Here is a 13,335-nt window from a genome sequence, read left to right on the forward strand (position 1 = left end):
TCTGTAAGGTTTGCCGATAGTTGTAATTGTCCTTTTCCAGTAGAGTAAGGGAGGATTAAATTTTGGACAAGGAGCTGCTTTATGGGGAACAATATTACAAACAAACGAATTGATGAGTTAGATTACATTCGTGGCTTCGCATTACTGGGGATTATTTTAGTAAATATTTTAGCACTACTTAATATTAAAACTCCAGATCCTAATACAGTAGATGCTAGCTATCAAAGGTTTCTATACTTATTTGTAGAAGGTCGTTTCTTCTCGATTTTCTCATTCTTATTTGGAGTGGGATTCTATATCTTCATTACAAGAGCGATTGCGAAAGGGAAAAATGGATATGTTCTATTTTTCCGCCGCGTAGTTGCATTATTTATTTTTGGTTTGATTCATTACATGTTTCAGCCTGGAGAAGCGTTAACGTTATATGCAATTTGCGGATTAATCGTTTTACCGTTTTATAAAGCGAAAAAACAAGCGAACTTAGTAATTGGTCTTATTTTGACAATAGCCTTTAGTGTAATGGGTGTTAAAGAACTATTACCACTTGGTTTAATTTTATTAGGTCTTGCTGCAGGACAATATCGTGTATTTGAAAATCTTTCAAAAAACATAAAGCAAGTCGCTATTTTTACAGGCATTATGTTTGTTTTAAGTGTGGCAGCTGTATGGTATCAATATGGACACGTGCCTGCTGGCCCATTTGTAAATATGATATTGATGAATGAAGATGGAACAATGGATGCTGCAAGCCAGTTTCTAAAAATTGGTATTACTGTTGGACCAATTATTTCAGCTTTCTATGTAGGAGCATTAATTTTATTACTTCAGTTAAAACCAGTTCAAACATTATTAGCACCATTGAAATACTACGGTCGTATGGCTTTAACAAATTATATCGGACAAACGGCAATGATTTTAATTGCTGGTAGTGTATTTAACTTTGCAGGTAACTTAACATACATGCAGACGCTATATGTATGTATCGCAATTTATGCAATTCAAATTGTATTTAGTGTAATTTGGATGAAAATCTTTAAAATGGGTCCATTAGAATGGGTTTGGCGTGTTATTACGTACTGGACGGTAACACCTTTAAAGAAATAAAGTGAAACTTTAATCAGTGGGCTGTTCCTTTCGCGGAACAGCCTATTTTTATTGTCATCTTTTGTCGATAAGTCGATATATTTTGGTAATCGCTGATAAAAGTGTAAGAATCGCCGATATATTTGAAAAATCGCTGATAAAAGTGTAAGAACCGCTGATATATTTTAACAATCGCCGATGTAATTTCATTTACCGATTTACTATGTCGAAATGTGAACTAGTATGAAAAGCCAACCTTACACGCATCCATTTTCTATCTTACAAAAGTGTAAGGTAATTGTAATGTTAACAAATAGCAGTTCACTTCCAAAAGGCGCAAAATAGGTAATGGAAAAACAAGCGTAGGAGGATATATATGACGAAACCAGTTGTAGATGTGAAAAACGTTCAAAAAGTGTACGGTAAAAAAGGTGAGAACCAATCACACGCGTTAAAAGGTGTGACATTCTCAATTCAAGAGGGTGAGTTTGTTGGAATTATGGGACCATCTGGTTCTGGTAAAACGACATTATTAAATGTAATTTCAACGTTAGATAAAGCAACGGGCGGCGTTGTTGAAATTGCGGGTACGGATATTACGAAAATGAAACAAGGTGAGCTTTCTGATTTCCGTTCACAAAAGTTAGGGTTCATCTTCCAAGACTTTAACTTATTAGAGAACTTATCTATTTATGAAAACATTGCACTTCCACTCTCTCTTCAAGGTGTTGCATCACGTAACATTGGACCAAAAGTCGAGAAAGTAGCGGATATGTTAGGGATTACAGAAATACTTCAAAAGTACCCATCTGAAGTATCTGGTGGGCAAAAGCAACGTTCGGCAGCAGCGCGTGCTTTAGTGCATGAGCCGGCAATTATTTTAGGGGACGAGCCAACAGGAGCGCTTGATTCTAAAAATGCAACGAGTTTACTTGATGCGATGACAAACTTAAATAAAGATCAAGGCGTATCTATTATGATGGTTACACATGATCCGTACAGTGCAAGTTACTGTCAGCGTATTTTATTCATTCAAGATGGTGAGTTATATAAAGAAATTCATCGCGGTGGTAAGCGTGAAGAGTTCTACAAAGAAATTTTAGATGTACTTGCAGACTTAGGTACACAAAAAGCGTAAGAAAGGAGGTTCCAGTATGTTATTTAAACTTTCCATGTCAGGGCTCAAAAGTAAGCTGAAGGATTATATCGTCTTACTTGTCGGTCTTGTCATGTCGATTTCAATTTTTTACATGTTTCAAACGTTAGCACTTAATAAGGCGTTTCTTGAATCTAATTCAATGATTAAATCTATTGGATTCGTATTCCAAGCGGGATCATTTTTATTAGCAATTATAACGTTCTTCTACATTTTATATGCAAACTCATTCTTATTATCTCTTCGTCAAAAAGAATTTGGTATGTATATGATGTTAGGAGCAAAAAAACATAAAGTTACATTACTTATGTTTATTGAAACCATTGTATTAGGTGCTGCGTCTCTTGCGATTGGTATTACAGTTGGTATAGGGCTTGCAGAAGGTATCGGACAGTTATTAATGAAACAGCTTGAATTTACTGGTGAAGGCTATAAAGCATTTTATTTACCATCTATGACTGTTACTTGTATTTTCTTCTTTGCATTATTTGTATTATCAGCAATTATGAATAGTATTAAATTATCACGTATTTCTGTACTGCAACTTGTACATGCAGACGCACAAACAGAGCGTGTTGCAGTAAAAGGAAAAATGACAGGTTTAGTTGCATTCCTTGCGGTTATTTTATTAGGCATTGGATATGCATCAATGATTTACATGGAAAAACTAAGAGAGATGGGAATCCTTATTGCATTAGTTACAACAACAGCTGGTACTTACATGCTATTTGGATCACTTCTTCCGGTTATTATTAAAAAGTTAAAAAGTAATAAAAAGCGTAGTGAAAAAGGACTTAATGCTTTTACATTTGCACAGTTAAATTTTCGTATTAATAGTTTAACGAAAGTACTTGCGACAGTAGCGATGTTAGTAGCGCTTGGAGCTGGTGCAATTTCAGGTGGTATGGCATTTAAAAATAATGTTATAAAAATGGTTGATGGTTTAGTAATCTATGATTCAGTAGTTCATAATCCAACAGCTGAAGAAAAGAAAATATTAGATGGTATTACATTTAAAGAGAAAAGTGAATATCGTTACAAAGTAGATGATAAATACGTTTACTATGTAAAAGAAGATTTAGAAAAGAATCGTCCTTTAGTAAGAGATATGGCAAATATGGAGTCAATGAAAGATTTAGTGAATACGAAGAACGTTTCAGAGGAACTACAAGCAGGTGCAGTTTCTAGAGAAATGAATGAAAAAGATGCGAACGCTAAAGAACTTTCAGCAGAATGGATAGATGCTTTTAGTACAATTCATCCGTATTATATATACAGAGATCATGCAATTAAAATTGTAGATCAAAAAATGTACGATGGGATAAATGGTAAAGAAGGTATAGCATTTATCGGAAAAACAGATGACTTCTTAACATATACAAAAGAGTGGAAAAAACTTGACGAGTTGCAGCTAGTTAAATATAAAAATGTAAAAGCTGAACAAATGGATAGTAAATATCAAACTTACAATGGGTTTTACGGCGTTGCAAGCGGAACAGTGTTTATGGGATTCTTCCTTGGAATTGCGTTCTTAGCAATGATGGCAAGTTGTTTAATGTTTAAAATTCTTTCTGGTGCATCAAAAGATATTACGCGCTATCAAATGCTTCGCAAAATCGGTGTGCGCCGTGAATTATTAACAAAATCAATTTATAAAGAGTTATTCTTAGTATTCTTATTCCCAGCAATTGTGGGTATCGCTCACGTATTAGTTGGTATGAATATTTTCGGATTTATTTTAGTCGATCCGTACTTCCGTATTTGGGTACCAATCGTAATTTTCGTAGTTATTTATGCGATTTATTACTTCATTACAGTTCAATTGTATAAAGGAATTGTTCTTCCGAAAGAAGATTAATAATAAAAACCGAGCAAAAACGCTCGGTTTTTATTATTTTCAGAAAAAACACTTTTATGTTACTGAAATATATAATATAATGTAAGTAAGTAACGTAATATAAAAGTAGAAGTAGCTGTATAAGGAAAGGAGGAATCCAATCTGTAGAAAGAAGCTGAACTTTTATCCCCACATTTTTTTACCGCAACGTATTTATACAATCGTAAGTTCCCACATTGAAAGTTTTCAGAACCACCTAAGTATATTGTGAAAATAATGGATAACACATGGAAATCTCATAGCATGATAAGGTAAAATGGACAACATAATGAGAAAATTACCGTTCATAAGATGAGGAGAATACATGTATGGAAGTTGTAGAGGCATTAAAAGATATAAGCCAAATTGAGGCTATGAAAAAATATTTAAAAGAGCACTCCCAGCGAGATTATCTTTTATTTGTTATTGGAATTAACACAGGATTAAAAATTACAGAACTACTTAGCATGAAATTTGAAGATGTATTAAATGAAGACGGGACTGTTAAAGAGTTTTATACTCTTCCTGTGAAAGATGAAAAATTTAAACAAGATATTTATTTAAATACAAAAGTAAAAGAAGCGCTTTTAGATTACGTACAATCTATTGGTGTTAAAAGAGAAAATTACGTATTTCAATCTAATAAAACGCCAAATGCAATTACGCGCCAACAAGCGTATCGTGTAATTCATAATGCAGCAGAAGCAGTTGGAGTTGTTGGTAAGATCGGAACGAATTCAATGCGAAAAACATTCGGATTTCATGCGTACAAAAGAGGGATAGCGATTGCGCTATTGCAAAAACATTTTCATCACGCGACTCCATCAGAGACGCTAAAGTATTTAGGTATCTCAAAGGATGAGACCTTTAAAACGGAGATTGATGTCGATTTATAAAAGCCGTAACTAAAAAATTAGGAGGCGGAAAATATGAATATTAGAGAGAGTGAACTGCCGGGTATTGGATGTAAGTTTGAAGTGATTACAAAAGGTAATGAAAAGATGGTTATCGTTATTCATGATGATGGCCGAAGAGAAATGTACCATTTTGATGCTGATCATGAGGAGAGTATTTCAAGCGTCTCTCTTCGTGATTCCGAAGCGAGACAAATTGCAGCTATATTGGGGGGAATGGTATATAGACCACAAGCTTTAGATACGATTGAAATGGCTTTTGAAGGATTATCAATTGAGTGGTTTAAGGTGGAAAATAATGCACCAGTCGTACAAAAAACAATTGGTAGTTTACATGTCCGAAACACATATAACGTAACGATTATTGCCATTTTGAAAAAGAATATGAAGAAGTTCTTTAATCCAGGCCCAGATTCTATTATTGAAGCTGGCGATATGCTCGTATTATCAGGCGAACGACATGAAGTAAAAAGAATTATTAATGAGTTGCTTTCAGTAGGAGGGGATTCATAATCGATGGATACTTTAATCTTTGAAGTTGGAACTGCGTTAGTATTAGTCGCTTTTGCAGCTATTCTCGCTGCAAAGTTAAAGTTCTCGATTATTCCGTTTCTCATTATACTCGGTATGCTAGTGGGGCCTCATGCCCCAGATTTAGGGCTTATCGATTTAAGATTTATTGAAAGTGGAGAAGTTATTTCCTTCCTCGGCCGTGTTGGCGTTATATTCCTCTTATTCTATTTAGGCTTAGAATTCTCAATTAAAAAATTAATTAAATCAGGAAAATCAATTGCCTTTGGGGGAACTGTTCATATATCGCTTAATTTTATATTAGGTTTACTTTACGGATATATAATGGGTTTCCCCTTATTAGAAACATTAATTATTGCTGGAATCATAACAATTTCATCGAGTGCAATTGTTGCGAAAGTAATTGTTGATTTAAGAAGATCTGGTAATAAAGAGACGGAGCTAATTTTAGGAATCATTATGTTTGATGATATCTTTTTAGCGGTATATTTATCAGTCGTTTCAGGATTAGTACTCGGAGGGGCAACGTCATTTGTAGGTGCTCTTACATCTATTTTAATCGCAGTAGGTTATATGCTACTATTCTTTGTAGTTGCTAGAAAAGCTACACGATTTTTAAATAAAATGTTAGATATTTCGTCCAATGAAATTTTTATTATCGTAATATTCGCTATTTTGTTCTTTGTAGCAGGATTTTCAGAAACGATTCATGTCGCGGAGGCGATTGGAGCATTATTACTAGGACTTGTCTTTTCTGAAACAGAGCATAGTGATCGAATTGAACAGCTCGTTGTTCCGTTTCGTGATTTCTTTGGAGCTATATTCTTTTTCAGCTTCGGTTTAAGTATAGACCCATTTTCACTTGGAGGAGCAGTGTGGTTGGCATTAGGAGCAGTTTTCATTACTCTTATCGGTAATTTTACTGCTGGAATGGTTGCGGGGCGTAAAGCTGGGTTATCGCATAAGGCTTCTACGAATATCGGTTTAACACTTGTATCACGCGGAGAATTTTCTATTATCGTTGCGAATATTGGAATTGCGGGCGGCTTAATGGCAGCGATTAAACCATTCTCTGCTTTATATGTTTTAATATTGGCATCGTTAGGACCATTATTAACGAAAGAGTCTGGGAGAATATACTCGCTACTAGATAAGGTTTTTAAATGGAGTGCTAAAGAACGTGCGAAGCGAGAAAAGGAAGTTGGATAGTATAAAGAGGCTGCATGAACTTCATGCAGCCTCTTTATATATTGTTACTGTTGTCATTTTTTGTCGGTAAGTCGATATATTTTAATAATCGCTGATATAATCCAAGAAGCAATCAGTATAATTTCATTTATCGCAAAACCATTATCTGAATTTCATCAACTATTAATCAGTTGCCTTCCTATTTAAAAACGACTACAATTTTACTGTTATATATATGAACGAAAAAAATAGAATAGGAGGGGAAACTATGCCAAGGAAAGTATGGCTATTAGTAGCTGGGATGATTATTAATGTCACGGGTGCTTCTTTTTTATGGCCTTTTAATACAATTTATTTGCATGATCACCTAGGAAAATCTTTATCTGTGGCCGGAATGGTATTAATGATCAATTCGCTTACTGGTGTAATCGGAAACTTGCTCGGCGGTGTTTTATTTGATAAATGGGGCGGTTATAAATCAACTTTAGTAGGGATTGTGATTACACTTGTATCGATTTTAGGTCTTGTGTTCTTCCACGGTTGGCCGTTATATGTTGTGTGGCTAGCGTTAATCGGCTTCGGTTCTGGAATGGTCTTCCCATCGATGTATGCGATGGTTGGTACGGTTTGGCCAGAAGGCGGAAGACGGGCATTTAATGCGATGTACGTTGGACAAAATGTTGGTATTGCGATCGGAACAGCATGTGGTGGATTAGTTGCATCGTATCGTTTTGATTATATTTTCTTAGCGAACTTTATTTTATACTTTGTTTTCTTCTTAATTGCTTTTATTGGATTCCGCGGTATGGAAGACAAGAAAGAGCCAGGAGTGCAAAAAGAAGTCGAAACGAAAAAAGGGTGGTCACTTACACCTGGATTTAAAGCACTTCTTATCGTGTGTGTAGCATATGCTTTATGCTGGGTTACATACGTACAGTGGCAAGGAGCGATTGCAACACATATGCAAGAATTGAATATTAGCCTTCGTCACTATAGTTTATTATGGACGATAAACGGAGCGATGATTGTTTGTGCGCAGCCACTTGTTAGTATGCTAATTCGTTGGATGAAGCGTTCTTTAAAACAGCAAATTATGATTGGGATTTTCATTTTTGCGGCGTCATTCATTGTGTTAAGCCAAGCGCAGCAATTTACGATGTTCCTCGTTGCGATGGTAACATTAACAATAGGTGAGTTATTTGTATGGCCTGCGGTTCCAACGATTGCAAATATACTTGCACCAAAAGATAAATTAGGGTTTTATCAAGGGGTTGTAAATAGTGCGGCGACTGTAGGGAAAATGTTCGGGCCGGTCGTTGGCGGAGCAATTGTGGATTTATACAATATGGAAGTATTGTTTATAGCAATCATGGTAATGCTTGTAGTAGCGCTTATAGCAACGAGCATTTATGATAAACGAGTAAAAGTAGAAGAAACAGTTGAAGAAAAAATTGCAGTTTAGTTTGACGGAACATGTAACATGTTTTAGAATATATTTAAATAAAACAACCTTTAGAACAAGGGAGATAGCTCGGCTGTCTTAAGATGAATTCGTTAGTTATTAAGAGTAACGATTAACCGAGAAGTCCTCGCTTTAAGTAAGCTCTTAAGAGATACTAGGTGAAGGATAGTTCACTTAACTTATATGTGTAATAACAGTGAGAAGGAGTAGTAGTAATAGAAGCTGGTTTAGAGAGTTGACGGTCGGTGCAAGTCAATCCACGTTTCGTTATGAACTCGCCTTTGAGTTGCAGTTGTGAAACTAATAGTAGCAATTGCCGTTAATCCACGTTACGGATCTAAGCGAATGTATATTTGTACATTAATTTAGGGTGGTACCGCGGGAATCTATAACCTCTCGTCCCTTTCTAGGGATGAGAGGTTTTTTGTATTTTGGGCGGTGAAAATAAATAGAATTTCAAGGAGGGTATCTCATGAGCTTTAATCATCAAGAAATTGAGAAGAAGTGGCAAGGGTACTGGGAAGAGAATAAAACATTCCGTACGCCAGATGAGACAGAAAAACCAAAATTTTATGCACTAGATATGTTCCCATATCCATCAGGTGCAGGCTTACACGTAGGACATCCAGAAGGTTATACAGCGACAGATATTTTATCTCGTATGAAGCGTATGCAAGGATATAACGTTCTTCATCCAATGGGATGGGATGCATTTGGTCTTCCAGCAGAGCAATATGCACTTGATACTGGAAACAGCCCAGCTGAATTTACAGAGCATAATATTAATACATTCCGTAATCAAATTAAATCATTAGGTTTCTCTTACGATTGGGACCGTGAAGTAAATACAACAGACCCAAACTACTATAAGTGGACACAATGGATTTTCCTAAAACTATTTGAAAAAGGCTTAGCTTACGTTGATGAAGTACCTGTAAACTGGTGCCCAGCACTTGGTACAGTACTTGCAAACGAAGAAATCATTGACGGTAAGAGTGAGCGTGGTGGACATCCAGTTGAGCGTCGTCCGATGAGACAGTGGATGTTAAAAATTACAGCTTACGGAGATCGTCTATTAGAAGATCTAGATGAGCTTGATTGGCCTGAAAGCTTAAAAGATATGCAACGTAACTGGATCGGTCGTTCTGAAGGTGCAGAAGTACACTTCAACATCGATGGTACAGACGAGAAATTCACAGTTTTCACAACGCGCCCTGATACATTATTTGGTGCAACATACTGTGTACTAGCTCCAGAACATGCACTTGTTGCAGAAATTACAACAGCAGAACAAAAAGAAGCGGTAGAAGCTTACATTAACGCTGTAAAAATGAAGAGTGACCTAGAGCGTACAGAACTTGCGAAAGAGAAAACTGGTGTATTCACTGGTGCTTACGCAGTTAACCCAGTAAACGGTGAGAAATTACCAATCTGGATCGCTGACTATGTTCTTGCAACTTACGGAACAGGTGCTGTAATGGCAGTTCCAGCTCACGATGAGCGTGATTATGAATTCGCATCAGTATTTAATCTTCCAATGAAGGAAGTTGTAAAAGGCGGAGATATTACGAAAGAAGTGTACACAGGTGATGGTGCGCACGTAAACTCAGCATTCCTTGATGGTTTAAATAAAGAAGAAGCAATCGCAAAAATGATTGAATGGCTTGAAGTAACGAGCGCAGGAAATCAAAAAGTAACGTACCGTCTACGTGACTGGTTATTCAGCCGTCAACGTTACTGGGGTGAGCCAATTCCAGTAATTCACTGGGAAGATGGTACAATGACAGCTGTGAAAGAAGAGGAATTACCATTAGTTCTTCCGAAAACAGAAAACATCCGTCCTTCAGGTACAGGTGAATCACCACTTGCTAACATTGACGAGTGGGTAAATGTTGTTGATCCTGAGACTGGTAAAAAAGGTCGTCGTGAAACGAACACAATGCCGCAATGGGCTGGTAGCTGTTGGTACTACCTACGTTACATCGATCCAAACAATAGCGAAGCACTTGTAGATCCTGAAAAAGTAAAACAATGGCTTCCAGTTGATATTTATATCGGTGGTGCAGAACATGCCGTACTTCACTTACTATATGCTCGTTTCTGGCATAAAGTATTATACGATATCGGTGTAGTTCCAACGAAAGAGCCATTCCAACAATTATTCAACCAAGGTATGATTCTAGGTGAAAACAACGAGAAAATGAGTAAATCAAAAGGTAACGTTGTAAATCCTGATGATATCGTAGCAAGCCACGGTGCAGATACACTTCGTCTATACGAAATGTTCATGGGACCATTAGATGCTTCAATTGCTTGGTCTGAAAATGGTCTTGACGGAGCTCGTCGTTTCCTAGACCGCGTATGGCGTCTATTCGTTCAAGATAACGGTGAATTAAGTGAGAAAATTACTGACGCACCAAATAAAGAGCTTGAAAAAGCTTACCATCAAACAGTGAAGAAAGTAACAGAAGACTATGCAGAGCTTCGCTTCAACACAGCGATTTCTCAAATGATGGTATTCATCAACGATGCATACAAAGCTGAAACACTTCCAAGAGAATATGTAGAAGGTTTCGTAAAAATGATTGCACCAGTTGCACCTCATATCGGGGAAGAGCTATGGAGCAAACTTGGATACAATGAAACAATCACATATGCAAGCTGGCCAACATTTGATGAGTCTAAACTTGTAGAAGATGAAGTTGAAATTGTTGTTCAAGTTATGGGTAAAGTTCGCGCAAAACTAACAATGAGTAAAGACGCATCAAAAGAAGAAATGGAACAACTTGCACTTGAAGCAATTCAAGACCAAATTGAAGGGAAAACAGTTCGTAAAGTAATTGTTGTTCCTGGAAAACTTGTTAACGTTGTTGCAAACTAATTAACGCTAAATAAAAGCTCAGAGCATTTAGGCTCTGAGCTTTTTTGTGTAGAAAATAATCTCAGGGTCACCTTCATCTAAGTTTTCAACTATTCCGCTACGTATAAAACCATTCGCGTTAAATACTTTCTGCATACTGTCATTCGATTCGTTCGTTGAAGAAAATATTTTTCGAGTAGGAGAATGACTTAACATATATGAGATTAACGAGCTTGCATAGCCTCGCCTTCTTTTAGTTGGCGAAACAATGATTAATGAGAGGAAAGTACAACTAAAGAAGTTTGTATCGTATGTTAGAAAACCGGAAATAGAATTATCTTCTTTTACAATGATGCATCTACCTTCATTAATAGTCTCCTTAATATAATCTCGTCTACTATCGTTTCCTATTACATCAATATCTATATGTAAGATTGCATCTAAGTCATTGATAGAAGCCTTTATTACGTTTTTCAATAGAAATACCTCCTGGAAAAAATATTCAGTTAATTAATTTTATCATGAATGAAGAAAAAGGAGCGGAATTCTAGTGCAGACAAACACCTATTTTTCTATAGGAAATATGATAAAAAAGGTAGGCTAAATTGAGTAGAAGAGGTGAAAGGAATGAAAGGGATGGACAATAATGCACCACATGGCTTCTTCGGAGGTGGATCGGGTAGTTATGAACAAATGATGTTAATGGGAGGAGCTGGCCAACAAGGATACGGTGGAATTCCGAGCTGGATGGGTGGAGCAGCAGGAGGATTTCCAACATCGGTACCTGGCATGCAAACTGGAATGCCTACATCAATGGGAGGCTTTTCAACATCAGGGGCTGGAATTCCTACAGTAACAGGGAGCTTTCCGACATCAGTAGCTGGCGTGCAAACAGGGATTCCAGTAGGAGCACCAACTACATTTCCTTCTTTCGTTGGAGGAGTGCAGACAGGATTTCCGGTACCAGGAGTAGGTGTTGTAGCAGGAGGAGTAGGTGGATATCCGCAAGTAGTTCACGGCTACCATGGTCATCATCACCATCATCAAGGTCAACATGGCCATCATGGACATCACCACCATCAAGGTCAACACGGCCATCATGGACATCACCACCATCAAGGTCAACACGGCCATCATGGACATCACCACCATCAAGGTCAACACAGTCATCATGGTCATCACCATCATCAAGGTCAACATGGTCATCAGGGGCAACAAGTACATCACCACGGTCACCACCACATTCATCCGCAAGCTGTTCTTTATCAAACTCACCAAGGCCAACATGGTCACCATGGACATCACCACCATCACCAAGGTCACCAAGGTCATCAAGGTCATCAAGGTCAACAGCACCAACAGCACCAGCAATATCAGCAATATCAACAACAACAACAATCTTCTCCTTGGACAGGTGGAATTGGAGCAGGAGCAGCAGGGGCAGCAGCAGGAGCAGCTAGTATTAGTGGAGCAGCAGGACACGCAGGGCACGTGGGTCATTAATGATTGGCAGAAAAAAAGCCATAATAAAAAACTGCTAGGAAATCCTAGCAGTTTTTTTCAGCTTCTTGACGCTGACGTTCAATTTCAGCACGAAGTTGTGGTTCCGGTGCTTGCCAGCCTTCTGGCTTTAGAATCTTACCGTCGCCTTCACGGAATCGAGGCTTCCCATCAGGGAATAGTTTTGCCATGTTGGCGTTGTTTACAATTTCGAATCCTTTATCTGGACGTACACCCATTTCTGCAAACGTTCCGAATGCAAAGTAAATAAGGTCAATCAGTGCATCATATTGATCTTCAACAGTCGTTGCCTCTAGAAATTCTTCTAGTTCTTCCTGCATAAAACTTGCACGGATTTTTGCACGCTCTTCTGTTAATTTTGTTGGGGTATTTGTCACAGGATGTCCGAATACTTCATGCATTTTCGCAACAAGTTCGTATCCTTTATCTAAACCTTTTTCGTTTGTCATGTTGTTTCATCCTTTCTTACGTTATGCCGAAGTTTATTGTAACATAAGGTGATTATGAAATGAAAAGAACATCTTATCGAAATAAGATGTTCGCTCGTTATTCTTCTTTTTTTATTAAAAGCGATGAAATAAGATCGATGCCAAAAATACCGACGAGTAACATTGGTATAACGACAAGTAAGTAACGTGTGAAGGAAACATTTTTTAAGTATGTATGAGCAAATAAAAAGACGCCGAGAAATAAAATACCATTTAAAATAGGCTTTACTAATTTTTTAGACATAAGCTCCCCCAT

At 37.2% G+C, this 13,335-nt stretch carries 12 protein-coding genes and 1 other annotated feature; of the genes, 9 read left to right on the forward strand and 3 right to left on the reverse strand.

Annotation, left to right across the window (positions count from 1 at the left end; translation table 11 throughout):
* Positions 1–81 precede the first annotated feature (81 nt).
* The 8 genes from MKY38_RS26005 to leuS all read left to right on the forward strand — a co-directional run bounded on the left by MKY38_RS26005 (position 82) and on the right by leuS (position 11,091).
* The gene (locus MKY38_RS26005) at positions 82–1,104 is read left to right on the forward strand and encodes a DUF418 domain-containing protein (protein WP_000527734.1); all 1,023 of its coding nucleotides are present in this window, start codon (positions 82–84) and stop codon (positions 1,102–1,104) included.
* A gap of 355 nt (positions 1,105–1,459) precedes the next feature.
* On the forward strand, positions 1,460–2,221 hold the full coding sequence (locus MKY38_RS26010; protein ID WP_065222697.1) for an ABC transporter ATP-binding protein: 762 nt from the start codon (positions 1,460–1,462) through the stop codon (positions 2,219–2,221).
* Between the two features lie 16 nt (positions 2,222–2,237).
* Positions 2,238–4,097 carry an ABC transporter permease gene (locus MKY38_RS26015; RefSeq protein ID WP_341050180.1) on the forward strand — a complete coding sequence of 620 codons (1,860 nt, stop codon included), beginning with the start codon at positions 2,238–2,240 and terminating at the stop codon, positions 4,095–4,097.
* Positions 4,098–4,444: 347 nt separating this feature from the next.
* On the forward strand, positions 4,445–5,011 hold the full coding sequence (locus tag MKY38_RS26020) for a tyrosine-type recombinase/integrase (protein ID WP_048558785.1): 567 nt from the start codon (positions 4,445–4,447) through the stop codon (positions 5,009–5,011).
* 33 nt (positions 5,012–5,044) lie between these two features.
* Complete coding sequence (locus MKY38_RS26025; protein WP_001026053.1) at positions 5,045–5,542, forward strand: cation:proton antiporter regulatory subunit; 498 nt, start codon at positions 5,045–5,047, stop codon at positions 5,540–5,542.
* Between the two features lie 3 nt (positions 5,543–5,545).
* Positions 5,546–6,769 (forward strand): cation:proton antiporter, encoded by a 1,224-nt coding sequence (locus MKY38_RS26030; RefSeq protein WP_048558784.1) that lies wholly within the window; start codon positions 5,546–5,548, stop codon positions 6,767–6,769.
* Between the two features lie 247 nt (positions 6,770–7,016).
* On the forward strand, positions 7,017–8,210 hold the full coding sequence (locus MKY38_RS26035) for an MDR family MFS transporter (RefSeq protein WP_001137561.1): 1,194 nt from the start codon (positions 7,017–7,019) through the stop codon (positions 8,208–8,210).
* Positions 8,211–8,397: 187 nt separating this feature from the next.
* Positions 8,398–8,617: a binding site (T-box leader), on the forward strand.
* Between the two features lie 65 nt (positions 8,618–8,682).
* Positions 8,683–11,091 carry a leucine--tRNA ligase gene (gene leuS, locus MKY38_RS26040; RefSeq protein WP_000009466.1) on the forward strand — a complete coding sequence of 803 codons (2,409 nt, stop codon included), beginning with the start codon at positions 8,683–8,685 and terminating at the stop codon, positions 11,089–11,091.
* A gap of 27 nt (positions 11,092–11,118) precedes the next feature.
* Here leuS and MKY38_RS26045 read toward each other — a convergent pair whose 3' ends face one another.
* The gene (locus MKY38_RS26045) at positions 11,119–11,547 is read right to left on the reverse strand and encodes a GNAT family N-acetyltransferase (protein WP_061113791.1); all 429 of its coding nucleotides are present in this window, start codon (positions 11,545–11,547) and stop codon (positions 11,119–11,121) included.
* Positions 11,548–11,697: 150 nt separating this feature from the next.
* Here MKY38_RS26045 and MKY38_RS26050 point away from each other — a divergent pair, with 150 nt between their 5' ends.
* Entirely contained in the window at positions 11,698–12,573 is an 876-nt protein-coding gene (locus MKY38_RS26050; protein WP_341050184.1) for a hypothetical protein, read from the forward strand.
* Positions 12,574–12,617: 44 nt separating this feature from the next.
* Here the strand turns inward: MKY38_RS26050 and MKY38_RS26055 are convergent, their stop codons facing one another.
* Both MKY38_RS26055 and MKY38_RS26060 read right to left on the reverse strand, forming a co-directional pair.
* Positions 12,618–13,040, reverse strand: coding sequence for a hypothetical protein (locus MKY38_RS26055; protein WP_000180554.1), 423 nt, complete (start codon positions 13,038–13,040; stop codon positions 12,618–12,620).
* Positions 13,041–13,137: 97 nt separating this feature from the next.
* Positions 13,138–13,323, reverse strand: a complete 186-nt coding sequence (locus tag MKY38_RS26060; RefSeq protein WP_000038781.1) for a hypothetical protein — start codon at positions 13,321–13,323, stop codon at positions 13,138–13,140.
* Positions 13,324–13,335 lie beyond the last annotated feature (12 nt).

The organism is Bacillus sp. FSL R5-0585, assembly GCF_038004545.1.
Taxonomy (GTDB): Bacteria; Bacillota; Bacilli; order Bacillales; family Bacillaceae_G; genus Bacillus_A; species Bacillus_A cereus.

Bases quoted from the DNA above. Each gene is read 5' to 3' on its own strand.
- MKY38_RS26005 (WP_000527734.1), top strand. From the start codon at position 82: ATGGGGAACAATATTACAAACAAACGAATTGATGAGTTAGATTACATT.
- MKY38_RS26010 (WP_065222697.1), top strand. From the start codon at position 1,460: ATGACGAAACCAGTTGTAGATGTGAAAAACGTTCAAAAAGTGTACGGT.
- MKY38_RS26015 (WP_341050180.1), top strand. From the start codon at position 2,238: ATGTTATTTAAACTTTCCATGTCAGGGCTCAAAAGTAAGCTGAAGGAT.
- MKY38_RS26020 (WP_048558785.1), top strand. From the start codon at position 4,445: ATGGAAGTTGTAGAGGCATTAAAAGATATAAGCCAAATTGAGGCTATG.
- MKY38_RS26025 (WP_001026053.1), top strand. From the start codon at position 5,045: ATGAATATTAGAGAGAGTGAACTGCCGGGTATTGGATGTAAGTTTGAA.
- MKY38_RS26030 (WP_048558784.1), top strand. From the start codon at position 5,546: ATGGATACTTTAATCTTTGAAGTTGGAACTGCGTTAGTATTAGTCGCT.
- MKY38_RS26035 (WP_001137561.1), top strand. From the start codon at position 7,017: ATGCCAAGGAAAGTATGGCTATTAGTAGCTGGGATGATTATTAATGTC.
- leuS (WP_000009466.1), top strand. From the start codon at position 8,683: ATGAGCTTTAATCATCAAGAAATTGAGAAGAAGTGGCAAGGGTACTGG.
- MKY38_RS26050 (WP_341050184.1), top strand. From the start codon at position 11,698: ATGAAAGGGATGGACAATAATGCACCACATGGCTTCTTCGGAGGTGGA.
- MKY38_RS26055 (WP_000180554.1), bottom strand. From the start codon at position 13,040: ATGACAAACGAAAAAGGTTTAGATAAAGGATACGAACTTGTTGCGAAA.
- MKY38_RS26060 (WP_000038781.1), bottom strand. From the start codon at position 13,323: ATGTCTAAAAAATTAGTAAAGCCTATTTTAAATGGTATTTTATTTCTC.